Below are 26,776 nucleotides of genomic sequence, written 5' to 3' on the forward strand. Positions count from 1 at the left end.
TTTCATGCCGGTCCGAAAGCCGAAGCGATTACCACTGGAGCTCGATAGCGCTCTCGAAAATACGTTCCTGAGCTGTGACCGGATCGATGAAGCTCAGCCCCTGGGCCAGCAATTTGAGCGGGTTGGCATAATCGTCCGGCGCATCGCGCAGCACATCGGGATAAAACGGATCATTGCAGATAGCAGCCCCGAGGGCATTCATATGCACCCGCAACTGATGCTTCTTGCCGGTGACCGGATACAGACCGTAGCGCCACAACTCGCCATTTTTTTCCAGTACCTCGATGGCTGTTTCGGTATTGGGTTCGCCCGGCCCTTCCTGCATCCGGAAAAACGGCTCGCCATCGACCATCCGGCTTTTGTGCACCCGAGGAAACGTCAGACCAGGCAACGCTGGAGCAATGGCCTGGTAGCGTTTTTCGATCTGCCGCGCAGGAAACAGCGATTGGTAAGCCGATCGGCTGAGGGGGTTGGCTGAAAACAGCACCAGCCCGGCGGTATGCCGGTCGATACGGTGCAGGGGCACCAGATGAGGATTGTCCAGCCGCCGGATCAGTCGTCGCAACAAGGTCTGCTCGACATATTCACCCGCGGGGGTGACTGGCAGGAAATGCGGTTTGTCGGCCACCACCAGATGCTCGTCGGCATACAGGATCGTCTCGACGACCGGGATCGGTTTCTCGTCGGGCACTTCGCGGAAATAGTGGATGCGCAATCCCTCACGGTACGGCAAGTCGACCTCGATCGCCTTGCCCTCCCCATCCAGCACACGACCTCGGGCAATCCGGTCCAGCCATTGCTCGCGACTGATGGCGCTGAAATGCTCGCACAGGCATTCCAGCACTGTCTGCCATTGGCCGGGCGGCAGATACAAGGTGCTGGCCTGGTGGTGCGCGGCGGAAAACGATGAACCAGACATTGAAAACTCTTGGGCAATGTTTACAAGCCGGCATTATCCGACAGTCGCGCAAGCCCGCCCAGCCATGATTGCCTCATACCGTGACCGGGGCGGAACCTGCCGTCGCTTCGGTGAACTCCTTCAGCCAGCGCAGCACCTCCACTGCCTCCCAGCGGCCCGGGTCGTACAAGGCGTACAACAATCCCTGGTAACCCACGACATCCAGCTGCTTGTGATAACCGGCACGCTGGAACAGTGCCTCGATCTCAGCGAAACAGGTGTTGAAATGCAGCTTGTTGAAGGGTGTCTTGCCTTCGGTAACCAACCCGTCCAGGCGCAACTCCAGGACGGCCTCGCGCACGACATCCACGGACATCCTGTTCACGCTGTTCTTCAATTGTTCGACATTGAGCAAGGTGCGGCACTCCAGATAGCTGTATGGACATACAGTAACCGAAGACATCCATTTTCGCCAACGCCAATGCTCGGACAACGCCGGCCTTAAAGCGCTCAACGCAGGAACGAGGCCACCCGGTCGGGATTATCGAAAGGCCAGTCCAGCTCCTCACCAGTATCGTTCCTGCGCAATACCGGGATGCGCAATCCATAGGTTTCCGACAGTTGCTCGTCTTCGGCGATGTCCACCAGCTCCACCAGCAACCCGTGTTCAACGAAATGCATCAATACCCCTTCGGCCACCTCACACAGGTGACAACCCAGGGTACCGAACAGCTGGCATTCAGGAAGCGTGCTTTCAGGAGGCATGGCAGGTAGACCCACAAAAGATAGACGGTCATTCTAGGCTCGCTCCGGAAAACCGTCGAGCCGGGTGCCGTATCAGGCCATATTGGCAAAACGCTGATGCAAATCACTGACCGGACTCGCTTTCCGATGCTTGCTTGTCTTCTACGCTATGTGCCACAAGCCATGAAACGGAGTTTCCCTTGTTTGCCAACCTGCTGATCATTCTCGCCTCCTCCCTGGTGGTCATTGCCCTGTTCAGGCGACTGCGGCTGCCACCGGTGCTGGGCTACCTGTGTGTCGGGCTGGCGGTCGGGCCCACTGCGCTGGGCTGGGTAAACGACAGCGAGGAACTGCCGGACCTGGCTGAGCTCGGGGTGGTCTTCCTGCTGTTTTCCCTGGGACTGGAATTCTCCTTGTCCAAGATGCTTGAGCTGCGCCGTGTCGTATTCGGCCTCGGCAGCCTGCAGGTAGTGTGCTCGGGGGCGCTCCTGGGTGGCGTACTGGTGGCGTTCGGCGCTCCGGTGCTGGCCGCGATGCTGCTGGGCGCGGGATTGGCCCTGTCATCCACCGCCATCGTCAGCAAGGAACTCACCAGCCTGGGGGAAATCTTCAGCAGCCACGGCCAGAATGCCATCGGTGTGCTGCTGTTCCAGGACATCGTCGCGGTATTGCTGCTGACCCTGGTGCCGGTGTTCGCGGGTAGCAGTACCCAGGCATGGTACTGGGCGCTGCCCCTGACGCTGGGCAAGACGCTGCTGCTGTTCGGCGGGCTGCTGCTGGCCAGTCGCCTGCTGCTGCCACGGTTGTTCCATGAAGTGGCCGCATCCCACTCCGCCGAACTGTTCGTGCTGCTGGCCCTGGTCATCGTCTTGCTGACGGCATGGCTGACCCACCTGATGGGGCTCTCGCCGGCCCTTGGCGCGTTCCTGGCGGGCATGTTGCTCGGAGAGAGCCATTACCGACACCAGATCGAGGCCGATATACGTCCGTTCCGCGACATCCTGCTGGGACTGTTTTTCGTCAGCATCGGCATGCTGATCGACCTGCGGTTGTTCGTGGATGACGGCTGGTTGATCCTTGGCCTGACCCTGGGGCTGATGCTCATCAAGGGCTGCGTGGTCGCCCTGCTGGTGAAATGGCGCGGCAGCGACGGCGAAACCGCCTGGCGCAGCGGCCTGGCCCTGGCTCAGGGTGGAGAATTCTGTTTCGCCCTGATGGCATTGATGCAGCAGAACCGCCTCATGCCGGCCGAACTCGTCAGCCTGCTGCTGGCCGCGACGTTCTGTTCGATGCTACTGACGCCCTTGTTGCTGCGCGCCGCGCCGGGCATCGCCGCCCGCCTGCACCGCAAGCCTAACGAAGCGGCCCAGCTGGACCAGATCAGCGCACTCAATGCCGGCCTGTCGGGCCATGTGATCATTTGCGGATACGGTCGCGTCGGCCAATCCATCGGGCGCTTCCTGCGTCGTGAAAACCAGGCCTTCGTTGCCCTGGACGACGATCCCGTGATCATCCAGGAAGCCACCGTTGGGGAGAAATGCGTGTACTACGGTGATTCACGTCGAGGGGACCTGCTGGCCGCCGTGGGCCTGGGCCGCGCCCGCTTGCTGGTGATCGCCGTCGACAAGACCGACATCGCCATCGACGTGCTCAAGGAGGCCCGGCGGCTCAATCCCCAGGTCCCGATCCTCGTACGCACCCGCGACGACAGCCAGCTGGCGGAGTTGCAGGCCGCCGGGGCCAGCGAGGTGGTCCCGGAACTGTTGGAGTCGAGCCTGATGCTGGCTTCCCACGCCCTGATCATGCTCGGGCTGGCGGAGCAGCAAGTCCGCCAGCATGTGGATCAGGTGCGCCATGACCGCTATCGCCTGCTGCACGGTTTTTATCCTGGCAACCAGGACAAGGAGCCTTGATGCCTCGCTCAATCCTGGCTGACGGCGCCAATCTTGTGGATGGACAAGTCCGCGCCGTAGTACTCCTCTTCCTGGGTCAGCCGAAGCCCCAGCACGGCCTTGATCAGGCCATAGACCGCGAAACCACCGGCCAGGGCAATGGCCACGCCCATCGCGGTACCGATCAGTTGGCTGACCAGGCTGACCCCACCCAGGCCGCCCAAGGCGCCCTGACCGAAAATGCCGCAGGCAATGCCCCCCCAGACGCCGCACAGGCCATGCAATGGCCAGACACCCAGCACATCGTCGATCTTCCATTTGCCCTGGGCCGCGGTGAAACACCAGACAAACAGGACTCCGGCAATGGCACCGGTGGCCAGCGCCCCAACCGGATGCATCAGGTCGGAACCTGCACATACCGCCACCAGCCCGGCCAGTGGGCCGTTATGCAGGAAGCCCGGGTCGTTGCGACCGACAACCAGTGCCGCCACGGTTCCGCCGACCATGGCCATCAACGAATTGACCGCCACCAATCCACTCACCCCAGGCAGCGTCTGGGCGCTCATGACGTTGAAACCGAACCAGCCGACAATCAGGATCCAGGAACCCAGGGCCAGAAACGGAATGCTCGATGGCGCGAACGCCACCAGTCGACCGTCCCGGTAGCGGCCGTTACGCGCACCGAGCAGGAGCACGGCGGCCAGCGCCAGCCAGCCGCCCATGGCATGCACCACCACGGAGCCGGCAAAATCGTGGAAACTGGCACCGAATCGGGCCTGCAACCAGGCTTGCAGGCCAAGATTGCCATTCCATACCAGGCCCTCGAAGAAGGGATATACGAATGCCACGATCAACACCGTGGCGCACAACTGCGGGGCGAATCGGGCGCGTTCGGCAATACCGCCGGAAATGATGGCAGGGATCGCAGCGGCGAATGTCAGCAGAAAAAAGAATTTCACCAGGCTGTAGCCATGATCGGTACTCAGCACCGCTGCAGGCTGCAGGAACGTCACGCCGTAGGAAACCCAGTAGCCCACGAAGAAATACGCCAGGGTCGAGACCGCGAAATCGCTGAGGATCTTCGACAGCGCGTTGACCTGGTTTTTCTGTCGGACGGTGCCTACTTCCAGGAACGCAAAACCGGCATGCATGGCCAGGACCATGACCGCACCGAGCAGAATGAACAGCGTGTTGGAGCTATGGACCAGACTGTCCACAGCGCTTTGCATATTTTCCATGGTATTGGCAGACCTGAAAAAGTTTTAAGAGCATCGACGCGACTGGCGCCGTCCCAGCGCACCAAGTTGAATCAATCCGACTACCGATCGAAGGCAGGCGAACCGCTTTGGTGCACCAGGAGGAGCAAGACGCAGTGATGTTTCGCGAGTTCTGATTATTTGGGTTAAGGTTCCGCCAGCCTGCGCCCGACTTCAGCGCATCGACACGCCCGACGCACCAGTACATGGCAAAACCTTGAGCCAATGCCGAGCAAAAGTTGTACCAGCCACTTTCACTGAACCTTCCGGCAAGGCTTACACTCGAACGCTTCAGACGTCATTTACGGAGATCCATCCATGGCCAGACCCCAGGCAAAGACTGCTCAAGAAATCCTGAAGGAAGACTTTCAGACGCTGGTCAGCGACACCGAACGCCTGCTGGAGCACACCGCGACGCTGGCGGGCGACCAGGCCGATGAACTGCGCAGCCAGATTCATGAGACCCTCCTGCGCGCCCGCGACACCCTCAAGCTGACCGAGGACTCCATGCGCGAACGCGGCCAGGCTGCGGTGACCGCCACGGAGGAATATGTACAAGCCAACCCTTGGCAATCGGTCGGCATCGCCGCAGGGGTGGGCTTCCTGATCGGCCTGCTGGCGACACGACGCTGATGATGGACATGAACGAACCGGGCTCGTCCGAAGCGGGCACAAAATCTTCGGCACGCCGATTGGGAGCTGCGTTTCTCGGGTTGCTGCACAGCCATGTCGAGTTGTTCGGCATGGAGCTCCAGGAACAGAAGGCCCGTACCGTCAGCCTGCTGCTGTTCGCCGGCCTGGCACTGGTGTTTGCGCTGTTGCTGTTGGTAGGCCTGTCGACACTGGTACTGATCCTGGTATGGGATACCTATCGCATGGCGGGGATTATCGGCCTGTGCCTGTTCTATCTGCTGGCGGCGCTGTTCTGCGGTCTTCGGCTCAAGGCGGCGATCTACGATGAATCCTCCCCCTTCCATGCCACCCTGGAAGAATTGTCCAATGACCGGGAGCGCCTGTTGCCATGAGCCTGCCCGATATCCCTCAAGCCCGTACACGGCAGGAAATGCGCAAGGCGCTGGTTCGCTTGCGCATGGAGATGCATCGCCAGGAAATCCGTCAGGAAACACGCCAACTGCTGCAACCGTTGCAGCGGGTGCGTGGCTTTAGCCAGACCTGGCATGAAGGCTTTGGCATAAAACACGCGCCCCTGTGGGGTATGGCGGCAGTGACCCTGCTGGGCTTCATCACCGGCAAGCGGACCCGCAGTGGACGCAGCGGTGGCCTGGCACGCCTGGTCCGACTGGCTACAACGCTGCTGCCGCTGATCAAACTGGCCAAGAGCGCACGCAAGCCTTGATGGGCTTGCGGGACGCTGCCCGAACAGGGAAGCTAGTGTCGAATACTCAACGGAGCAACCGGCCTTGGACTGGCACACCCTGCTGACTCGCGAACGCCTCGGGAAACCGCTGCACAGCCCGCAAGAGCTGGGCCGAAGCCCTTTCCATAAAGACCATGACCGCATCATCTTTTCCGGTGCCTTCCGACGCCTGGGCCGCAAGACCCAAGTGCATCCGGTTTCCAGCAACGACCACATCCATACGCGACTGACCCATTCCCTGGAAGTCAGTTGCGTCGGACGCTCACTGGGCATGCGGGTGGGAGAAACCATCCGCGGCGCCCTGCCCGACTGGTGCGAGCCAAGCGACCTGGGCATGGTGGTGCAATCGGCCTGCCTGGCCCACGACATCGGCAACCCACCCTTCGGCCATTCCGGCGAGGACGCCATCCGCTACTGGTTCCAACAGGCGGCAGGCCGTGGCTGGCTTGACGCCATGAGCGAGGCCGAACGCAACGACTTTCTCAATTTCGAAGGCAACGCCCAGGGGTTCCGGGTCCTCACGCAACTTGAATATCACCAGTTCGACGGCGGCACCCGCCTGACCTATGCCACCCTCGGCACTTACCTGAAATACCCCTGGACGGCTCGTCACGCCGACTCCCTGGGCTACAAGAAACACAAGTTCGGCTGCTACCAGAGCGAACTGCCCCTGCTTGAACAGATTGCCCACAAGCTGGGCCTGCCGCAGATCGAAGACCAGCGCTGGGCGCGGCATCCGCTGGTGTACCTGATGGAAGCCGCCGATGACATCTGCTACGCCCTGATCGACCTGGAAGATGGCGTGGAGATGGATCTACTGGCGTACTCACAGGTGGAGTCGCTGCTCCTGGACCTGGTGGGTGACGATCTCCCGGAAACCTACCGTCAGCTCGGGCCGCTGGATTCGCGCCGACGCAAACTGGCCATCCTGCGGGGCAAGGCCATCGAGCACCTGACCAATGCCGCTGCCCGGGCATTCGTGGAACAGCAACAGGCGTTGCTGGCCGGCACGCTGTCGGGCGATCTCGTGGAACATATGCATGGTCCGGCCAAACGTTGCGTATTGAATGCCAAGGACATGGCACGCAAGAAGATCTTCCAGGACAAGCGCAAGACACTCAATGAAATCGGTGCCTACACCACCCTGGAAATCCTGCTCAACGGGTTCTGTGGCGCTGCGCTGGAACAGCATGGAGGCCGCACCCCTTCATTCAAGAATCGCCGCATCCTCGACCTGCTGGGAAACAACGCGCCCAACCCCAATGGGTCCCTGCATGCAGCATTCCTGCGGATGATCGATTTCATCGCCGGCATGACCGACAGTTACGCCAGCGAGATGGCCCAGGAGATGACGGGCCGCATCCGTCAATAGATTCTCTTGCGCGCGCCATCATCTTTCAGCCACGGCCTGTAAAGGGGCTTTTGCTGAGTTTTTTCCATAATAAACCTTGGAGCTGTTTGTCATTAAACCCATGACAAACAGCTCTGAATATGACGCCCACAAATAAAACCCACACAACTTCGCGCCTATTACCTACTAAAAACCTAATTACCTCGTAGTATCCAACCTCTTTTTTTGTAGGAAACTTCTGAAACTAAGGATGAATGCCTGTCTCCTCATACGGCACGGCCTTTAACTGGGCTAAGGTGCGCGCTTTATTTATGCTCGCATGGGACTTTTATTCATGAACTCCGTTTTCATTGTCGACGATCATCCGGTCATCCGCCTCGCTGTTCGCATGCTCCTGGAGCATGAGGGCTACAAAGTGGTAGGGGAAACCGACAATGGCGTCGATGCGATGCAAATGGTGCGCGAATGCATGCCGGACCTGGTGATCCTGGACATCAGCATTCCCAAACTTGACGGGCTGGAAATCCTCTCGCGCTTCAATGCCATGACCACGCCGCTCAAGACCCTCGTGCTCACGGCGCAGTCACCCACGCTGTTCGGTATCCGCTGCATGCAATCCGGTGCCTCCGGTTACGTCTGCAAGCAAGAGGACCTCAGTGAACTTGTCAGTGCAATCAAGGCTGTGTTGTCGGGCTACAACTATTTTCCGAGCCAGGCGCTCAACCCGGTGCGCCCCGATGATCCGCGAAGTGTGGAACTGGACCTGTTCAAGAACGTCAACGATCGAGAGTTGATGGTATTGCAACTCTTTGCCCAGGGGCGCACTAACAAGGAAATTGCCAAGGGCATGTTCCTGAGCAACAAGACTGTCAGCACTTACAAGAAACGCTTGATGCAGAAACTCAAGGTCAAGTCCCTTGTGGAACTTATAGAAATGGCGAAGCGCAACGCACTGGTGTGAGAAAACAGGATGTCCACAGGCATGAAAGGATTTCTCCTGCTATTGATCGCAGGGCTATGTGCAGGATTTCTCGCGGCAGCGACTGCCGCTCCCGAGCCATACACACTTCTGGGTCGCTCGGGCGCGCCCCCTGTCGAGGTCGGCCTGGATCAGGCCCAGCGTGCCTGGCTGCGTGAACGGCAGGAACTGAGACTGGGCACTTCCGCACCGGATTATCCGCCCTTCGATCTTTCCACCAGCGGACGCGACTATGAAGGCATGACGGCCGACTACGCCGCGATTATCGCCCAGGCGACCGGGCTGCCCGTGAAAGTCCTGCGCTTCGGCTCCCGCGGCGAGGCCATCGCTGCGCTCAAGCAAGGCCGTATCGATCTGTTGGGAAGCGCCAACGGTTTCGAAGCCCGCGATCCCGAACTCGCCCTTTCGACACCCTATGCCGTGGATCAGCCCGTCCTTGTCACCCGAACCAATGAAAGCCGCTCCCTGAGCGAGGATCTCGAGGGGCTGCGTCTCAGCATGGTCTATCACTACCTGCCCGAGCAGGACGTCGAAAGGCTGTACCCAAAGGCGCGTATCACCACCTACCCCTCCTACCAGAACGCCATAAATGCCGTCGCTTTCGGCCAGGCCGATGTCTTTCTCGGCGATACCATTTCCACCCACTACATGATCAACAAGGGCTACCTGAACAACATCCGCATGGCCAGCTTCGGCAAGCATGAGTCCCATGGATTCGGTTTCGCGGTACGGCGCCATGACACCCGCTTGCTGGAAATCATCAATGCCACGCTCAACCGGATCCCGATCAGCGAACAGGTGGCGATCTCCAAACGCTGGAGCGCGGGCAGCGACCTCTATCTCACCGAGCATCGAATACAACTGACCGACAGGGAGCAACGCTGGCTGGCCAGCCATCCGGTGATCCGGGTGGCCGTGAACGAAACGTTCGCCCCGTTCACCTTCTTCGATTCGGACGGCGATTTTCGCGGAATAGGCGCCGACTTGCTGGAACTGATCCGGCTGCGCACCGGCTTGCGCCTGGATATCCAACGCCATCGGGACGACAGCGAAACGATTGCAGCCATCGCGAACGATCGGGCCGATATGATTGCCGCGCTCCTGCCCAGCAGCGAACGGCAACAGCAGCTTAAATTCAGCCGCCCTTACGTCGACAGTTCCTTCGTGCTGCTGAGTCCCAAGCATTCCGCTGCGCCGACGGTGCTCGACCAGTTCGGCGAAAGAAGCCTGGCGATCGCCAAAGGCAATCCGATCATCGAGTGGCTACACCGCCAGTACCCGCGCATCAGGATCATCGAAACCACCGACTCCGCCCATGCCGTTGAAATGCTTGCCCAAGGCAAGGTCGACGGCAGCGTGCACTCCCTGGTCATGGCCAACTATTTCCTTTCGTCCCACGCGTTCCGGGACACGTTGCAGATCAGCAGCACCGTGGGCACCGAGCAGGCCATGTTCTCCCTGGCCACGGCCAGAAACGCCACCGAACTGAACGCCATCCTCGACAAGGCCCTGACCAGCATCGACCCCGACGAACTGGGGGTCATCAACAACCGGTGGCGGGGCTACGTCCCGGCATCGGAGCACACCTGGCGCACCTATAACCGCCTGTTCTTCCAGATCGTCGCGGGGGTCGGCCTGCTACTGCTGCTGTCCCTGGCCTGGAACGCCTACATGCGGCGGCAGATCCGCCAGCGCCAGCGAGCGGAACTGGCGCTCAACGACCAGCTGGAGTTCATGCGTTCGCTGGTCAACGGCACGCCACATCCCATTTACGTCAGAGACCGCGACGGCGTCCTGCAGAGCTGTAACGACAGCTATCTGGAGGCCTTCGATGCACGGCGCGAAGACGTCATTGGCAAGAACGTGATGCCCGGCTCCATGAGCAATGCCTTCGAGGCCAGGGAGTACCAGGCGGACTACCAGCGGGTCATGGAGGAAGGCACCCCATTGATCGTCGACAGGCCGCTGCACATCGGCGACAGGCAACTGACGATCTATCACTGGATCCTTCCCTACCGCAACGCCGCCGCCCAGGTACAAGGCATCATCGGCGGCTGGATCGACATCAGTGAACGACGGCAGCTTTTCGATGAACTGCGGGCCGCCAAGGAGCGGGCCGATGATGCGAACCGGGCCAAGAGCACCTTCCTGGCGACCATGAGCCACGAAATCCGCACCCCCATGAACGCGGTGATCGGCATGCTTGAACTGGCCCTCAAGCATGCCGACAAGGGCCAGGTGGACCGGGCCGCCATCGCCGTCGCCTACGAATCGGCCTCCGGCATGCTGGAACTGATCGGCGATATCCTGGACATCGCTCGCATCGAGTCGGGCCACCTGAGCCTGGCTCCCGAACGGGTCAATCTCAGGGCCTTGCTGCAATCGGTCATCCGAGTGTTCGAAGGTGTGGCCCGACAGAAGAACCTGGCGCTGACACTGCAGCTCGACCCGGCAGACGACAACCCGGACGTACTGATAGACCCCTTGCGATTCAAGCAGGTGATTTCGAACCTGATCAGCAACGCCCTCAAGTTCACCGAGCAGGGCTGGGTAAGGGTTGATGTCCAGCTGTCTCGAACCGAGCGTGACGATCTCCTGCAAATGCGCCTGGATGTCAGCGACAGCGGCATCGGCATCAGCCCCAGCGACCTGAACCGACTGTTCGAGCCTTTTGCCCAGGCCGACAATACCAGCCGCATGGCCCGCAAGGGCGCCGGGCTGGGACTGGTGATCAGTCGCAACCTGTGTCGCATGATGGGGGGCAGCCTGCATATGAACAGCCAACCGGGAGCCGGTACCCAGGTCCGAGTCTGCCTGCAATTGAGCGTACTGCCTACGGTGACGGCCTGCGCTGTGCCTGAGCCGGTGATCGAAACGGCGGCGGCCGCCCTGAATGTGCTGGTGGTGGACGACCATCCGGCCAATCGCCTGTTGATGTCACAGCAACTGGAATACCTCGGTCATCGCTACCAGGTCGCCGACGATGGCGCACAAGGGCTCACCGCCTGGCAGCATGGGGATTTCGACCTGGTCATCGTCGACTGCAACATGCCGGTCATGAGCGGCTACGAGCTGGCCCGGTCAATCCGCAGGTACGAGTCCGGACAGAACCTGCCGCCCTGTACCCTCCTGGGATTTACCGCCAATGCACAACCCGAAGAAAAACAGCGCTGCCTGGACGCCGGGATGGACGACTGCCTGTTCAAACCGATCAGCCTGAATGTCCTGAGCCAATGGATGAAAGGCGTCAGGTCCGTGAGCCGTCCACAGACCTTCACTGTACACAACCTGCGGGCACTGACCGGCGGCGATCCTTCATCCACCCGGCGGCTGTTGGCGGAGCTGCTGCGCAGCAACCGCTCGGACCGCCAGGAATTGCTCGCTGTCGCCCGGGATGGGAACCGGCAGGCGCTGACCGAAACGGCACACAAGATAAAGGGCGTAGCCCGGATCGTGCAGGCGACCGATTTGATCCAGCGATGCGAGGCATTGGAAAACGCTTGCCTTCAAGCCCAGGCACCCGAGCGGATCCAGGCATGCGCCACGGCCCTCGAACGTGCCATGGCGGAGCTGGAGCAGGTGCTGGAAAACGAGGTCGCCAAGGCAAAATAGCCCGGTATTTACTATGATGTCCGCTCAGCAGTGCGTACCCACACTCGGAGTGATTGCAATGCCCAGCGCACCGCGTCCGGAACAACGCCGGTTCCCCCTCCACGTACACATCAGTGTGATGTTCACCCTGCTCCTGCTGCTCACCGGCGTGGTGCTGGGCCTCTTCAACTACCGACAGACCACGCGGATCATCCTCTCCAGCAGCGAACAACTGTTCAACCGCATTGAACGGGACGTGCGCCTGGACCTGTACGACACCTACGAGCCGATCCGCCATGTGCTGAGCCTGCTGGCCGACTACCCGGCAACGCGGGCCTCCGGCCTGGACCAACGCCTGGCCCTGCTTACCCCTTTCAGCCAGGCACTGCGGGACAACCCCAACCTGGCATCGTTGTACCTGGGCGACCGCCAGGGCAATTTCCTGATGGTCCGGCCACTGCGCACCCAAGCACTGAAAACCGCGGTGAGCGCGCCAGACGAAGCGGCTTATCAGGTCTGGACCCTCGAACGAACAGGCCTTTCGGGCCAGGTGCGCTCCCAGTCACTGTTCTACGATCAGGCGCTGGCATTCATCAGCGCCCGGGACAATGCCGATGGCACCTTCGATCCACGCACGCGTGACTGGTTTCGCAGTGCACTGGACACTGCCGGGCAGATCACGACCGATCCCTATGTCTTCTTTTCCACCCGCAACATCGGCACGACCCTCGCCCGGCGAAGCGGCGAGGAAGCGGTCATCGGTGCCGACCTGACCCTCGCGGCCCTGTCCCAGACGCTCGCCAAGCACAAAGTGACCGCCGGCACTGAAATCGTGCTGGTCGATCCCCAGGGCAACGCGGTGGGCTATCCCGACAGCGACCGGTTGCTCGCTGATACCGGATCGGCCCAACTGATCAAGGCCCGCGACCTCAGCCCGTCCATCGCCGTCGCTCTCGACGCCAGTGGCGACGCAACGCGCCTGGAGGCAGCCGGACGCCAATGGATCGTGTCCCGCAGTCACATGCAGGAAGGCGGGCCCCGGGGCCTGGAGCTGGCGTTGCTGGTGCCCGAGGATGAACTGCTGGCCGATGCCTATCGCATGCGCTGGCAAGGCGCCCTGATTACCCTGGCCACGCTGCTGCTGTGCCTGCCCCTGGGCTGGCTGACTTCCAGGCTGCTGGTCAAGCCCCTGAGCGCGTTGGTCCGGGAAGCGGATGCGATTCGCAGCTTCGACTTCGACTACCCGGTGTCGCGCCACTCCCTCGTACTGGAAGTGGATCAATTGAGCCTCTCGATGGCCCGGATGAAAGAGACGCTGGCCAGCTTCTTTGAAATCACCGCCAGCCTGCGCGCCGAAACCCGCTTCGCCCCACTGTTGGAACGAGTGCTGTTCGAGACCGTGAAAATCGGCCAGGCCCAGGCCGGGCTGATCTACCTGCGCGAAAATGACACCGACCAGGTCAAGCCGTATGGGCTGGTCATCCATGGCACGCCACAGCCACTGGAAGCGTTCGAACTGCAAAGCCATGCCCTGGCCAGTGGCGACAGCCCGCCCTGGCTCCAGCAACTGGCGCTCTCGGACAATCTCGTCACCTCCCTGGGATACGAGCAGGCCGCCGACCTGCAGCGTGTCCTGCAGGCACTGGACGCTCCGCGCGTGCACCTGATAGGTATCCGCCTGCGCAACCGTCATCAGGAAACCGTCGGCATGCTGGTGCTGTTGATCAGCGATACCGGCACCGAAGCCGATCTGGAAAAACTGCAGCCGGACCGCATCGCTTTTTTGCAAGCCGTTTCCGGCACCGCCACCGTGAGCATCGAAAGCCAGCGCCTGCAGGCCCGGCAGAAGCAATTGCTGGACTCGTTCATCCAGCTGCTGGCCGGCGCCATCGACGCCAAGAGCCCGTACACCGGCGGTCACTGCCAGCGGGTACCGGCCCTGACCCTGCTGCTTGCCCAGGCCGCCGCCGCGAGCAACGCGCCGGCCTTCGAAGCCTACCGGCCTACCGAAGACGAGTGGGAAGCGCTGCACATCGCCGCCTGGCTGCACGATTGCGGCAAGGTCACCACGCCGGAATACGTGGTGGACAAGGCCACCAAGCTGGAGACCCTGAACGACCGGATCCACGAAATCCGCACGCGCTTCGAGGTGCTCAAGCGCGACGCCTGGGTCGACTACTGGCAGGCCATGGCAACCGGGGGCGAAGCCGCCGCCCTGGCGCGCAAGCGTGATGAGACGCTGGCCAGCCTCGATGACGACTTCGCCTTTGTCGCGCGTTGCAACCTGGGCACCGAAGCCATGGCCGACGCCGACCTGCTACGTTTGCGGGAAATTGCCCAGCGTCCCTGGACCCGGACACTGGACGATCGCCTGGGCGTATCGTGGGAAGAGAACCGGCGCCAGGCACGGACTCCCGAGCCGACGCTCCCCGTGGTCGAAACCCTGTTGGCCGACAAGCCCGAACACCTGGTTGAGCGGCACGAGGCCGAACTGATCCCGGCGGACAACCCATGGGGCTTCCAGCTCGATGTGCCAACCTGGAAATACAACCGTGGCGAACTCTACAACCTGAGCATCCCACGGGGCACGCTGACCCGGGAGGAACGCTATGTCATCAATCACCATATGGTGCAGACGATCCTGATGCTCAGCCAGCTGCCCTTCCCCAGCCACCTGGAGAACGTTGCGGAGATCGCCGGCGGCCATCATGAAAAGATGGATGGCACCGGATACCCCAAGCGGCTCAGGCGCGCGCAGATGAGCCTGCCGGCACGCATGATGGCGATCGCGGATATCTTCGAAGCATTGACGGCGGCCGACCGGCCCTACAAGAAAGCCAAGAAACTGAGCGAGGCCCTGGGCATCATGGCGACGATGTGCCGTAACGCCCATATCGACCCGGAACTGTTCAAGCTTTTCATCGATGAACGGATCTACCTGAGCTACGCCAACCAGTTTCTCGACCCGCACCAGATCGATGACGTCGATGCGGACAGCCTCCTGGACCAGGCGGGCGTCTAGCCATGGGCGCCGTCGCTACCGATCCAGGCGTGTGGTCGGGCACCGAGCCTGCCCGCCACAGGCCCGCAGGCATTGCCAGCGCCCGCGCAAAGGGCTCAGCAGTCGGTCAAGCGCAGGAAAATTTCGCTCAGGCGCTCGATAGCAGCCTGGTCATGCTCGCTGAAGCGCGCCAGTTTCGGGCTGTCCAGGTCGAGCACTCCGATCAGGCGCCCGTCCTTGAGCAGCGGCACCACCAGTTCGCTGTTCGACGCACTGTCACAGGCGATGTGCCCCGGGAAGGCATGCACGTCCTCGACACGCTGGGTCTGGCCGGTCGCCGCTGCCGTACCGCAGACACCCCGGCCGAAGGGAATCCGCACGCAGGCGATCTGGCCCTGGAACGGGCCCAGCACCAGTTCTTCATTGCGATTGAGATAGAACCCGGCCCAGTTCAGGTCGTCCAGCTGACTGAACAGGAATGCCGAGAACTGCGCGGCGTTGGCGATGAAATCGCGTTCATCGGCCAGCAGGGATTGCAACTGTGCCGATAACAGGTCGTAGCCGTCGAGGCCTTGGCCGGTGTTCTTCAGATCGATCATGCCTTGTGCTCCAGCAGTTTGAGGCCAACCCAATAACGGGCAAATTGATAGGCGCAACGGCCGTTGCGGTTGCCCCGCCCGGTGGCCCAGCGGACCGCTTCTATATCCAGCGCTTCATCACGCTGCCAGGCCAGCCCGGCCTTGGCCGCCAGCTCACCGATCCAGTGCTCCACCACATTGAGAAAATGCTCCTGGGTGAAGGGATAGAACGACAGCCACAGGCCGAAACGGTCCGACAGCGCGATCTTGTCCTCCACGGCCTCGCTGGGATGCAGCTCGCCATCGACCTGCTTCCAGTTCTCGTTGTCGCTTTCCTTTTCCGGCACCAGGTGACGGCGGTTGGACGTGGCATACAGCAACACGTTATCCGGCGCCTGTTCCAGGGAGCCATCCAGCACGCTCTTGAGTACCCGGTAATCACCCTCACCGGATTCGAACGACAGGTCATCGCAGAACAGCACGAAGCGCTGGGGCAGCTTGGCGACCTGCTCCACCACCCGCGGCAGGTCGGCCAGATGATCGCGTTCGATCTCGATCAGCCGCAGGCCCTCCTGGGCATGCTCGGCCAACAGGGCGCGCACCAGGGACGATTTGCCCGTACCACGCGAGCCCCAGAGCAATGCGTGGTTGGCCGGCATGCCGTCGATGAACTGACGGGTGTTGCGGCCCAGTTGTCCGACCTGGCGCTCGACGCCGATCAGGTCCGACAGGCGCATGTCGAGGCTGACCTGCAACGGCAACAGATAACCGCTGCGTCCGTCGCGCTGCCAGCGGGCAGCCAGGGTTGCGGTCCAGTCGATGTCGGGCCGGGGCGCGGGCAGCAACGGCTCGATACGGGCCAGCACCGCATCGGCGCGCTCAAGAAAAGCAATCAATCGCGAGTCCACGTCTTCTCCTCGGGCAGGTTCACAGTAATGATGACGCTACGGCGACGAAACGCCGTATTCAATGGCGGGTCTATCCCACACAACATAAACCGGCCAGGCCGGTATCCAGAGATGATCAGCTATGCTTGAGCGGCGAAGGGAAACGTAAGTGGTTCACCATTCCATGGACATCAGATTCACCCAACGGCTGTCTTACAAGCAGGCCCGACTGACCGTTCTGGTGGGTTTCGTGCTGGGCACATTGCTCAGCCTGATGCAGATCGGCATCGATTATGCCAGCGAAGACGCCTCGATCAACCGCGAGATCCTGTCGCTGATGGAAATCAGCCACAACCCGGCCTCGCGCATCGCCTACAACATCGACGCCGAACTGGCCCAGGAGCTGTCCCTGGGCCTGCTGCGTTCACCGGCCATCATCGGCGCCGAACTGATCGACAACAACAATACCGTGTTGGCCAGCGTCAAACGCCCCGAACTCCAGAGCAACTACCGGTTCATCAGCGACTTCCTGTTCGGCGCCCAGCGCCAGTTCGAAGATCGGCTTTACCTGGACCATTTGCCCGGCGAATCCCTCGGAGTGCTGCGCCTGGAGGTCGATACGTACGCTTTTGGCAGCCGCTTCCTGCGCAGGGCCGAGGTCACGCTGCTCAACGGGTTCGCCCGCAGCCTGATCCTGACCGGGCTGTTGCTGGCGCTGTTCTACGTCATGCTGACCAAGCCCTTGGTACGGGTCATCCGCGAGCTGGCCGGCCGCGACCCCAGCAGCAGCGAACAGAGCCGGCTGGAATGCCCTTCCGGCCACCAGTACGACGAGATCGGCGTACTGGTCTCGGTCGCCAACCAGCAGTTCGAAAACATCTCCACCGAAATCCAGCAGCGGCGCACCGCCGAAAATCGCCTCACCGAATACCTGGCGCAACTGGAAAACATCGTCTCGGCACGCACCGCCGAACTCAAGGCCATCAATGCCCGCCTCAGCCAGTCCAACGAAGAGCTGGAAGTGGCCAGGCGTACCGCCCTGGACATGGCCGACGCCCGTTCCGCCTTCCTGGCCAACATGAGCCATGAAATCCGCACGCCCCTCAATGGCCTGCTGGGGATGATCGCCTTGTCTTTGGACGGCCCTCTCACCGCCGAGCAGCAGCAGCAATTGTCGATTGCCCATGACTCGGGCAAGGTGCTGGTCGAACTGCTCAACGATATTCTCGACCTGTCCAAGTTCGATGCCGGCCAGCTGGAGCTCGAACGTATCCCGTTCGACCTGGCTTCCCAGATCGAAGACACCGCCAACCTGCTCTCCCAGAATGCCGCCCCCAGTGTCGAACTGGCCTGCCTGATCGATCCTCGTTTCCCGGCCCAGGTGCTGGGCGATCCGACCCGCGTGCGCCAGATCGTCAGCAACCTGTTGTCCAACGCACTCAAGTTCACCCGCTTCGGCCGTGTCGATGTGCGGCTGAGCGCCTACGAAGGCGGCGTGCGCATCGAAGTTTGCGACACCGGCATCGGCATCCCCCAGGATGCCCAGGCGCGGATCTTCCAGCCGTTCACCCAGGCCGGCGCCGGGATCACCCGTCAGTTTGGCGGCACCGGGCTGGGCCTGGCCTTGACCCACAACCTCTGCGAAGCCATGCAAGGCCGCCTGACGATCAGTTCCGAAGCCGGTTTCGGCAGCCAGTTCTGCGCCGACCTGCCCTTGCCCTGCCATACGCCGGCGGCGGTGGTCGAACCGTTGCGAGGCAATGTCGTAGCCATCACCGCCGCCAGCAGCGGACTGGCCGAATTGCTGCACATGCTGCTGCCCGTCTGGGGCCTGGATTACCAGCGACGCTCCGTCGATGACTCCCTGCTGGGCCTCAAACCGGATGTGCTGATAACCGACTGCCCCGAATGCCTGTTCAACCTGCGACCGACCTTCAGCGCCCCCATCCTGCTGGTGACCGCCTACGGCAGTTTCATGCCCAGCGAAGAAGCCGCTACCCTCGCCCCCCTGTTGCAGCAGGCCCGCCCGCTGGCGCGCCATGCGCTGTACCAGATCCTGCGTCGTGCCCTGCAAAGCGAGGCGGCCGCCATCGACGACAAGCAGATCGAGGCACAGCCGCCCTCCAGGCGCGCGCGGGTGTTGCTGGTGGAGGACAACCCGGTCAACCAACTGGTGGCCAAGGGCATGCTGGTGAAACTGGGGTGCGAGGTCATCGTCGCGGCCCATGGTGCCGAAGCACTGGATCAGCTCGAACAGCGGGATTTCGACCTGGTGCTGATGGATTGCAACATGCCAGTGATGGACGGTTACGAAGCCAGTCGGCAGATTCGTCGCAGCGGGCGCTGGCCGAACCTGCCGATCGTGGCATTGACCGCCAATGCCATGCCCGAGGAGCGCGAACGCTGCCGGACCGCCGGCATGACCGACTACCTGTCCAAGCCGTTTCGCCGCGAAGAACTGGCGACGGTTCTGGACCAGTGGGTGCCTACGACGTCAGCGCCCTGATCTGGCCCAGCAACTGGTCGAGCCCGGCGCGCAACGTTCCCAGGCCATCCAGGTCGATGCCACTGTCGCACAACAGGCGGGCCTTGAGCGGCGCCACTTGTTCTCGCAAGACCCGCCCGGTGTCCGTCAGGCTCAGGTGGACCTCCCGCTCGTCCCGGGCCGAACGCTGGCGCTGGACCAGGTCCAGTTGCTCCAGACGCTTGAGCAAGGGTGTCAGCGTTCCCGAGTCCAGCAGCAGCCGCTCCCCCAGTGCCTTGACCGTGGGCTGCTCGGGCGCGGTGTCCTGCCACTCCCAGAGCACCAGCATCGCCAGGTACTGCGGATAGGTCAGGCCGAGCTGATCGAGCATCGGCTTGTAGCCACGGATCACTGCCCGCGACGCAGCATACAGCTTGAAGCACAGCTGGCTGTCGAGCGTGAGCGCTTCGATGGGTTTGTCCTTCATTTGAGCAGGGCTTCGATCTCGGCGGTCAGGTCCTCGGGCTTGGTGGTCGGGGCGAAACGCTTGACCACCTGACCGTCCTTGCCGATCAGGAACTTGGTGAAGTTCCACTTGATGCCCTTGGAACCCAGCACGCCGGGGGCGCGTTGCTTGAGCTGGACGAACAGTGGATGTGCGTTGGCACCGTTGACCTCGACTTTCTTGAACAACGGGAAGCTCACGCCGAAATTCAGCTCGCAGAACTCGGAAATCGCCCCTTCGTTACCCGGCTCCTGCTTGCCGAACTGATTGCAGGGAAAGCCCAGTACCACCAGGCCGCGGTCCTTGTAGGACTGCCAAAGGGTCTCCAGGCCCTTGTACTGTGGTGTGAAACCGCACTGGCTGGCGGTGTTGACCACCAGCACGGCCTTGCCGGCGAAATCGGCGAGGGTCTTTTGCTCACCCTTGATGGTGGTGCAGGGAATGCTCAGCAGGTTGTCGCTCATGGCACGGCTCCAGCGGGAAGGAAGGAGCCGAAGATAGCGAGCAATTAAATTGTGTGCAATTTAATTCGAACCCAGACAACCTTCGGCGAGGGGATTCCCCCTCGCCAGGCTTTCATCACTGGCGATCAACCAGGTCCAGGCACACCGAATTGATACAGTAACGCAACCCCGTGGGCGGCGGGCCGTCAGGAAACACATGGCCCAGGTGAGCATCGCATTTGGCGCAGACCACTTCGGTGCGGATCATGCCGTGGCTGACATCGCGCACTTCCACCACGGCACTGCCCTCGATCGGCGCGTAGAAGCTCGGCCAGCCACAGCCGGAATCGAACTTGGTCCGCGAATCGAACAACGGTTCGTTGCAGCAGATGCAGTGGTACACACCGTCGGTCTTGGTGGTGTTGTACTTACCGGAAAACGGGCGCTCGGTGCCCTTCAACCGGCAGACGTTGTACTGCTCCGGGTCGAGCATGGCACGCCATTCTTCAAGGGTTCTTTCCAACTTTTCCATCGTCTTGCCTCGGCAATTGAAAAAGCCCGATCCGACGCTTTTCCGCGGGTCGGGCGGCACGTATGATTGCGCCTCGTCAGACGCCAGTCTGGCAGTCACTCCATGCGTATTCAAACGGATTGTGACGCCTGTGCCATGTCCGGGCACGGGTACAGACGCAGGATCACCAGAACGGTCGTCGAGACGCCCGCCTGGATCGTTCATTTTCGGGAACACATCGCCATGCAGGTCAGCAAATCGAACAAGCTCGCCAACGTCTGCTACGACATTCGCGGCCCAGTGCTCAAGCACGCCAAACGCCTGGAAGAGGAAGGCCATCGCATCCTCAAGCTGAACATCGGCAACCCGGCCCCCTTTGGTTTCGAAGCGCCCGATGAAATCCTCCAGGACGTGATCCGCAACCTGCCCACCGCCCAGGGCTACAGCGACTCCAAGGGCCTGTTCAGCGCCCGCAAGGCGGTGATGCAGTACTACCAGCAGAAGCAGGTCGAAGGCGTCGGCATCGAGGACATCTACCTGGGCAACGGCGTATCCGAGCTGATCGTGATGTCGATGCAGGCGCTGCTCAACAACGGCGACGAAGTGCTGGTGCCGGCCCCCGACTATCCCCTGTGGACAGCCGCAGTCAGCCTGTCCGGAGGCAACCCGGTACATTACCTGTGCGACGAACAGGCCAACTGGTTCCCGGACCTGGCGGACATCAAGGCCAAGATCACGCCCAACACCAAGGCACTGGTGATCATCAACCCGAACAACCCGACCGGCGCGGTGTACTCCAGGGAAGTGTTGCTGGGCATGCTGGAGCTGGCTCGCCAGCACAACCTGGTGGTGTTTTCCGACGAGATCTACGACAAGATCCTGTACGACGACGCCGTCCACATCTGCACCGCCTCCCTGGCTCCGGACCTGTTGTGCCTGACCTTCAACGGCCTGTCCAAATCCTACCGGGTGGCGGGTTTCCGCTCCGGCTGGATTGCCATCTCCGGCCCCAAGCATCATGCCCAGAGCTATATCGAAGGCATCGACATGCTGGCCAACATGCGCCTGTGTGCCAACGTCCCGAGCCAGCATGCCATCCAGACGGCGCTGGGCGGCTACCAGAGCATCAACGACCTGGTCCTGCCCCCGGGCCGGCTGCTGGAACAGCGCAACCGTACCTGGGAACTGCTCAACGACATCCCCGGCGTCAGTTGCGTCAAGCCGATGGGGGCGCTGTATGCCTTCCCACGGATCGACCCCAAGGTCTGCCCGATCCACAACGACGAGAAGTTCGTACTTGACCTGCTGCTGTCCGAAAAGCTGCTGATCGTCCAGGGCACCGCGTTCAACTGGCCATGGCCGGATCATTTCCGCGTCGTCACGCTGCCACGGGTCGACGACCTGGAACAGGCCATTGGGCGGATCGGCAACTTCCTCAAGTCCTATCGCCAATAAGCCGGACAAGCGCGCGAGGTACCTCGCCTCGCGCGCTGTCTAATTCAGCAACATATCCGTTCCACCGATTTTGACGCCCCTTCTACACTGACTGCTCGGCAACTGATGGGCAGCAGGCCTAACATTCAAGGGGCCAGAGAGGCATATTTCATTTCTCTGGTACTTTCAGAAAAGTCCTTCAATCATTTGGGAAGCCTGTAGGACACAGTTTGAAATAGTCGGTGAGTTGAATAGCCTGCGGCAGCACCTTATATACCCCGCATAACGCTACATCTTTAGCATGAGGAGTTTGCTACCACCATGATGCGCATCCTGCTGTTCTTGGCCACTAACCTGGCGGTCGTGCTGATTGCCAGCATCACCCTGAGCCTTTTCGGCTTCAACGGGTTCATGGCGGCCAATGGGGTTGATCTCAACCTCAATCAGCTGCTGATCTTCTGTGCGGTGTTCGGTTTCGCTGGCTCCCTTTTCTCGCTGTTCATCTCAAAGTGGATGGCGAAGATGAGTACCGGCACCCAGATCATCAGCCAGCCGCGCACTCGCCATGAACAATGGCTGCTGCAGACCGTCGAGCAGCTGTCCCGCGAAGCCGGCATCAAGATGCCGGAGGTCGGGATCTTCCCGGCCTACGAGGCCAACGCCTTCGCCACCGGCTGGAACAAGAACGACGCCCTGGTCGCGGTGAGCCAGGGTCTGCTCGAGCGGTTCTCGCCCGATGAAGTCAAGGCCGTGCTGGCCCACGAGATCGGCCACGTCGCCAACGGCGACATGGTGACCCTGGCGCTGATCCAGGGCGTGGTGAACACCTTCGTGATGTTCTTTGCCCGCATCATCGGCAACTTCGTCGACAAGGTGATCTTCAAGAACGAAGAAGGCCAGGGCATCGCCTACTACGTGGCGACCATTTTCGCCGAGCTGGTACTGGGCATCCTCGCCAGCGCCATCGTCATGTGGTTCTCGCGCAAGCGCGAATTCCGCGCCGACGACACCGGCGCCCGCCTGGCCGGCACCAGTGCGATGATCGGTGCCCTGCAGCGCCTGCGTGCCGAACAGGGCCTGCCGGTGCACATGCCCGACACCCTGACTGCCTTCGGCATCAACGGCGGCATCAAGCAGGGCCTGGCTCGCCTGTTCATGAGCCACCCGCCACTGGAAGAGCGTATCGACGCACTGCGTCGTCGCGGCTAAGGTAGATCTCGATAAAAAGCCCGCGCAATGCGGGCTTTTTATTTACACGTGGGCAACCACGATGTCCCCTGGTTCAGCGTGCGGAAATCCGATAGACCCGCTCACCCAGTCGCTTTACCCCCGCCTGGAGAAACTTCCAACTTTCCCCCAGCACGTCCTGCTCCTGCAGCACGTCCAGCCGCCAGGCCTTGCCCAGCAACCGCTGCACCTCTTCGTCGCCAACCGAAAACGGCGGCCCCGGCATCTCTTCCTGGTTGTAATCCAGGGTAATCAGCAATCCGGCCCCCTCCGGCAAGAGCGCCTGCAAATGGCCTGCGTAACGTTCGCGCATGGGCGCCGGCAGGGCGATCAGCGCGGCCCGGTCGTACAGCGCGGCACAATCGGCGACATCACCCGGCTTCAAGGCAAAGAAATCGCCGCAACGGATTTCAATGTCACCGGCGCGAAATACCTTGAAGTCCCCCTCCTCGCTCACGCTCGGCTCCAACTGATGCTCCTGGAAAAAATCGGTGATGGCCTTTTCCGACAACTCCACCCCCAGCACCGGATACCCTTGATGAGCAAGCCACACCAGATCCAGGGTCTTGCCGCACAACGGCACCAGCACCCGACTGCCTCGCTCCAGTCCCAACAGCGGCCAGAATACTTGCAGATAAGGGTTCACTTGCGGCAAGTGAAAACCGATCTGATCCGTCGACCATCGCTTGTGCCAAAACTCAGGCTCCATGACTCGCTCCAAAAATTCGATCAAAACGGGTTAAAACTTATATTAGATTCCGATCATAGACCTGACGGAAGATGGCGGCATCTTAACGCTCAGGAGCCCGTTCATGCTGCCCAGCCTGTTTATTTCCCATGGCTCTCCGATGCTCGCCCTGGAGCCTGGCGACAGCGGCCCGGCACTGGCGCGCATCGCCGCGCAATTGCCCAGGCCACATGCCATCGTCATTGTTTCCGCTCATTGGGAAAGCGATGAGTTGGTGGTCAGCGCCAATCCGCAGCCTCGCACCTGGCACGATTTCGGAGGCTTTCCGCCCGCCCTGTACAACGTGCAGTATCCCGCCCGGGGCAATCCCGGCCTGGCGGCAGAAGTCGCAGAATTGCTCGACACCGCGCATCTGCCGGCGCGCCTCGACAGCCAACGCCCCTCCGATCACGGCGTCTGGGTGCCGTTGTCCCTGATGTACCCCGAAGCGGACATCCCGGTGGTTCAAGTATCCCTGCCCAGCCACCAGGGGCCAGCGTTGCAGACCAGGGTGGGCCGGGCGCTCGCGCCGCTGCGCCAGCGCGACATCCTGCTGATCGGTTCCGGCAGCATTACCCATAACCTGCGGGACCTGGACTGGAGCGCCGGGCCTGAAAGCATCGAGTCCTGGGCAAAGGCATTTCGTGACTGGATGGTGGAAAAACTCGAGGCCGACGACGAAGCCGCCTTGCATGATTACCGCCACCAGGCACCGAACGCCGTGCGCAGCCATCCCAGCGACGAGCATCTGCTGCCGCTGTATTTTGCCCGGGGTGCCGGCGGGAAGTTCAGTGTTGCCCATCAAGGCTTCGCAATGGGGACGCTGGGGATGGACATCTACCGGTTCGGTTGACAGGCGGACCGAGCCTGCTCGCGATTGCCTTCACAACGACTGTCCTTGAGGAAACACCCAGCCACAGGCAAAAAAAATCCCCGAACCAGTCGGGGATTTTTTATGTTCGATCAGTCGACCCTGGGGCCGATCAATCTTCGCGATAGCGACGCAGCTTGAGTTGCTTGCCGGCCACGCGAGTGTCCTTCAGCTTGGTCAGCAACTTCTCCAGGCCATCTTCCGGCAGCTCTACCAGGCTGAAGCTGTCACGCACCTGGATGCGACCGATGGCTTCACGAGCCAGGCCACCTTCATTGAGGATGGCGCCCAGCAGGTTCTTGGCAGCAATGCCGTCACGAGCACCCAGTGCGGTACGGCAACGGGCACGACCTTCGGCCAGCGGGATCGGAGCACGACGCTCACGGTCGCCACGGTCAGGACGGTCACCGCTACGCTCAGGACGATCGCCACGAGGCGCGCTGTTCGGCACCAGTGGACGCTCTTTCTCGATCGCAGCCAGGTCCAGTGCCTGTCCATTGGTCGCCTTGCGCAGCAGGGCGGCAGCCAGGGCACGTGGGGAGCAACCGATGTCGGCGGTCAGGCGATCGAGCAGATCACCGTGGGTCGACTCAGCGTCAGCCACCAGCGGCGACAGGCTATTGGTCAGTTTCTTGATGCGGGCATCGAGAACGGCCTGGGCATCCGGCAGACGCACTTCAGCCACTTTCTGACCGGTCACACGCTCGATCACCTGCAGCATGCGGCGCTCACGAGGCGTCACCAGCAGCAGTGCGCGACCTTCGCGGCCCGCACGACCGGTACGACCGATACGGTGAACGTAGGACTCAGGGTCGTACGGCATGTCCACGTTGAATACGTGGGTGATGCGCGGAACGTCCAGGCCACGGGCAGCAACGTCAGTCGCCACGACGATGTCCAGGCGACCATCCTTGAGGGAGTCGATGACGCGCTCACGCTGGTTCTGGGCAATGTCGCCATTCAGCGCAGCGGCCTTGTAGCCTTTGGCTTCCAGGGCGCTGGCCAGATCCAGGGTCGCTTGCTTGGTGCGAACGAACATGATCAGGGCGTCGAAATCCTCGACTTCCAGCAGGCTCAGGACGGCAGAGGTCTTCTGGTCGGCGTGGACCAGCAGGTGGGCCTGCTCGATCGCGGTGACGGTCTGGGTCTTGCTCTGGATCTTGACGTGTTTCGGGTCCTTGAGGTGACGCTCGGCGATCGCACGGATCGACTGCGGCAAGGTGGCCGAGAACAGTACGGTCTGGCGGGTTTCCGGCATGGCCTTGAAGATCACTTCCAGGTCATCCATGAAGCCCAGCTTGAGCATTTCGTCCGCTTCGTCGAGAACCAGGTGGTTCACGGTGGCCAGGACTTTTTCGTCGCGACGCAGGTGGTCGCACAGACGGCCCGGGGTGGCGACAACGATCTGTGCGCCATTACGGATTGCTTTCAGTTGTGGGCCCATCGGCGCGCCGCCGTAGACAGCCACAACAGTCACGCCCGGCATCTGCTTGGCGTAGGTTTCGAAAGCGGTTGCAACTTGCAGCGCCAACTCACGGGTTGGGGCCAGGATCAGAGCTTGCGGCTCGCGCTTGGACGGATCAATGCGGTGCAGGATAGGCAGGGCGAACGCGGCGGTCTTGCCCGTACCGGTTTGCGCCTGGCCAATCATGTCGTGACCGGCGAGAATGATCGGGATCGACTGCTGCTGAATGGCCGAAGGCTCTTCATAGCCGGTAGCGACTACTGCAGCGACAATATTGGGATGAAGTTCAAGAGCGGCGAAGCCGCCGATTTCCTGGGTCATGGGTCTGCCTCTAAGTGCATCCGCAAAGACCCATGCTCCAAAGCTGCGCATGCCGTGTTGAGACTCAAGAGTCGCCCTGGCAGCTTTGTCGGCGGGGATTTGCGAAAACGAATGAATGAAAAAAGAACGTCGAGAGAGCATCCGTTGTGCGGACATGCAACCGAAGCTGGCTTCAGAAAATTGCGCTACCTTGACGCGGCCCGGCTAAAGGCCGGCGCGCACTATACCGGAATTTGCCCAAAAAGGGAGCTTT

22 protein-coding genes and 1 pseudogene are annotated in these 26,776 nt (G+C 61.5%); 12 read left to right on the forward strand and 11 right to left on the reverse strand.

The window, feature by feature from the left end; all coding sequences use genetic code 11:
- Positions 1-28: 28 nt before the first annotated feature.
- From BT179_RS02805 to BT179_RS02815, 3 genes are all read right to left on the reverse strand, one after another.
- Positions 29-919, reverse strand: coding sequence for a pseudouridine synthase (locus tag BT179_RS02805; protein ID WP_072389193.1), 891 nt, complete (start codon positions 917-919; stop codon positions 29-31).
- A 73-nt stretch (positions 920-992) separates the two neighbouring features.
- Positions 993-1,313: a transcriptional regulator gene (locus BT179_RS02810; protein WP_072389195.1), complete on the reverse strand. Its 321-nt coding sequence runs from the start codon at positions 1,311-1,313 to the stop codon at positions 993-995.
- Between the two features lie 95 nt (positions 1,314-1,408).
- A complete protein-coding gene (locus tag BT179_RS02815) occupies positions 1,409-1,663 on the reverse strand; it encodes a glutaredoxin family protein (protein ID WP_072430319.1) in 255 nt (84 codons plus the stop codon).
- 179 nt (positions 1,664-1,842) lie between these two features.
- Between BT179_RS02815 and BT179_RS02820 the strand changes: the two genes are divergently transcribed.
- Positions 1,843-3,555, forward strand: a complete 1,713-nt coding sequence (locus tag BT179_RS02820) for a cation:proton antiporter (protein WP_072389199.1) — start codon at positions 1,843-1,845, stop codon at positions 3,553-3,555.
- An 8-nt stretch (positions 3,556-3,563) separates the two neighbouring features.
- Here BT179_RS02820 and BT179_RS02825 read toward each other — a convergent pair whose 3' ends face one another.
- On the reverse strand, positions 3,564-4,772 hold the full coding sequence (locus BT179_RS02825) for an ammonium transporter (protein ID WP_072430318.1): 1,209 nt from the start codon (positions 4,770-4,772) through the stop codon (positions 3,564-3,566).
- 336 nt (positions 4,773-5,108) lie between these two features.
- Here BT179_RS02825 and BT179_RS02830 point away from each other — a divergent pair, with 336 nt between their 5' ends.
- The 7 genes from BT179_RS02830 (at position 5,109) to BT179_RS02860 (ending at position 15,111) form a co-directional block, all read left to right on the forward strand.
- Positions 5,109-5,423 carry an ElaB/YgaM/YqjD family protein gene (locus BT179_RS02830; RefSeq protein WP_072389203.1) on the forward strand — a complete coding sequence of 105 codons (315 nt, stop codon included), beginning with the start codon at positions 5,109-5,111 and terminating at the stop codon, positions 5,421-5,423.
- Positions 5,424-5,425: 2 nt separating this feature from the next.
- Entirely contained in the window at positions 5,426-5,815 is a 390-nt protein-coding gene (locus tag BT179_RS02835) for a phage holin family protein (RefSeq protein ID WP_072389205.1), read from the forward strand.
- Complete coding sequence (locus BT179_RS02840; protein WP_072430317.1) at positions 5,812-6,147, forward strand: hypothetical protein; 336 nt, start codon at positions 5,812-5,814, stop codon at positions 6,145-6,147. The genes BT179_RS02835 and BT179_RS02840 overlap by 4 nt, the downstream gene beginning before the upstream one ends.
- 64 nt (positions 6,148-6,211) lie before the next feature.
- Positions 6,212-7,540 (forward strand): deoxyguanosinetriphosphate triphosphohydrolase, encoded by a 1,329-nt coding sequence (locus BT179_RS02845; RefSeq protein ID WP_072430316.1) that lies wholly within the window; start codon positions 6,212-6,214, stop codon positions 7,538-7,540.
- Between the two features lie 313 nt (positions 7,541-7,853).
- Complete coding sequence (locus BT179_RS02850; protein ID WP_072389211.1) at positions 7,854-8,480, forward strand: response regulator transcription factor; 627 nt, start codon at positions 7,854-7,856, stop codon at positions 8,478-8,480.
- Positions 8,481-8,489: 9 nt separating this feature from the next.
- Positions 8,490-12,110: a transporter substrate-binding domain-containing protein gene (locus BT179_RS02855; protein ID WP_072430315.1), complete on the forward strand. Its 3,621-nt coding sequence runs from the start codon at positions 8,490-8,492 to the stop codon at positions 12,108-12,110.
- Positions 12,111-12,168: 58 nt separating this feature from the next.
- Positions 12,169-15,111: an HD domain-containing phosphohydrolase gene (locus tag BT179_RS02860; RefSeq protein ID WP_072389215.1), complete on the forward strand. Its 2,943-nt coding sequence runs from the start codon at positions 12,169-12,171 to the stop codon at positions 15,109-15,111.
- A 95-nt stretch (positions 15,112-15,206) separates the two neighbouring features.
- On the opposite strand, the gene BT179_RS02865 is transcribed toward BT179_RS02860, so the two are convergent.
- Together BT179_RS02865 and BT179_RS02870 are read right to left on the reverse strand one after the other, a co-directional pair.
- Positions 15,207-15,689, reverse strand: a complete 483-nt coding sequence (locus BT179_RS02865; protein WP_072430314.1) for a GAF domain-containing protein — start codon at positions 15,687-15,689, stop codon at positions 15,207-15,209.
- Positions 15,686-16,576, reverse strand: coding sequence for an ATP-binding protein (locus BT179_RS02870; protein WP_072430313.1), 891 nt, complete (start codon positions 16,574-16,576; stop codon positions 15,686-15,688). The genes BT179_RS02865 and BT179_RS02870 overlap by 4 nt, the downstream gene beginning before the upstream one ends.
- A 163-nt stretch (positions 16,577-16,739) precedes the next feature.
- Here BT179_RS02870 and BT179_RS02875 point away from each other — a divergent pair, with 163 nt between their 5' ends.
- Positions 16,740-19,061: a hybrid sensor histidine kinase/response regulator gene (locus BT179_RS02875; protein ID WP_072389223.1), complete on the forward strand. Its 2,322-nt coding sequence runs from the start codon at positions 16,740-16,742 to the stop codon at positions 19,059-19,061.
- Here BT179_RS02875 and BT179_RS02880 read toward each other — a convergent pair.
- The 3 genes from BT179_RS02880 to msrB all read right to left on the reverse strand — a co-directional run bounded on the left by BT179_RS02880 (position 19,042) and on the right by msrB (position 20,499).
- Positions 19,042-19,506, reverse strand: coding sequence for a MarR family winged helix-turn-helix transcriptional regulator (locus BT179_RS02880; RefSeq protein WP_072389225.1), 465 nt, complete (start codon positions 19,504-19,506; stop codon positions 19,042-19,044). The two genes, BT179_RS02875 and BT179_RS02880, sit on opposite strands and share 20 nt — an antisense overlap.
- Positions 19,503-19,988 (reverse strand): glutathione peroxidase, encoded by a 486-nt coding sequence (locus BT179_RS02885; protein WP_072389227.1) that lies wholly within the window; start codon positions 19,986-19,988, stop codon positions 19,503-19,505. Before BT179_RS02885 ends, BT179_RS02880 begins: the two co-directional genes overlap by 4 nt.
- Positions 19,989-20,103: 115 nt before the next feature.
- Entirely contained in the window at positions 20,104-20,499 is a 396-nt protein-coding gene (gene msrB / locus BT179_RS02890; RefSeq protein ID WP_072389229.1) for a peptide-methionine (R)-S-oxide reductase MsrB, read from the reverse strand.
- A gap of 222 nt (positions 20,500-20,721) precedes the next feature.
- On the opposite strand from msrB, the gene BT179_RS02895 reads away from it, so the two are divergent.
- Positions 20,722-21,933 carry a pyridoxal phosphate-dependent aminotransferase gene (locus BT179_RS02895; RefSeq protein WP_053155200.1) on the forward strand — a complete coding sequence of 404 codons (1,212 nt, stop codon included), beginning with the start codon at positions 20,722-20,724 and terminating at the stop codon, positions 21,931-21,933.
- A gap of 300 nt (positions 21,934-22,233) precedes the next feature.
- Positions 22,234-23,121 carry a protease HtpX gene (gene htpX / locus BT179_RS02900; protein ID WP_072430312.1) on the forward strand — a complete coding sequence of 296 codons (888 nt, stop codon included), beginning with the start codon at positions 22,234-22,236 and terminating at the stop codon, positions 23,119-23,121.
- A 73-nt stretch (positions 23,122-23,194) separates the two neighbouring features.
- On the opposite strand, the gene BT179_RS02905 is transcribed toward htpX, so the two are convergent.
- Complete coding sequence (locus BT179_RS02905; RefSeq protein ID WP_072430311.1) at positions 23,195-23,848, reverse strand: thiopurine S-methyltransferase; 654 nt, start codon at positions 23,846-23,848, stop codon at positions 23,195-23,197.
- Between the two features lie 103 nt (positions 23,849-23,951).
- On the opposite strand from BT179_RS02905, the gene BT179_RS02910 reads away from it, so the two are divergent.
- On the forward strand, positions 23,952-24,719 hold the full coding sequence (locus tag BT179_RS02910; protein WP_072430310.1) for a DODA-type extradiol aromatic ring-opening family dioxygenase: 768 nt from the start codon (positions 23,952-23,954) through the stop codon (positions 24,717-24,719).
- 130 nt (positions 24,720-24,849) lie between these two features.
- Here the strand turns inward: BT179_RS02910 and BT179_RS02915 are convergent.
- Positions 24,850-26,557: pseudogene (locus tag BT179_RS02915) on the reverse strand (DEAD/DEAH box helicase).
- Positions 26,558-26,776 lie beyond the last annotated feature (219 nt).

This window comes from Pseudomonas sp. NFACC43, from assembly GCF_900119645.1.
Classification (GTDB): domain Bacteria; phylum Pseudomonadota; class Gammaproteobacteria; order Pseudomonadales; family Pseudomonadaceae; genus Aquipseudomonas.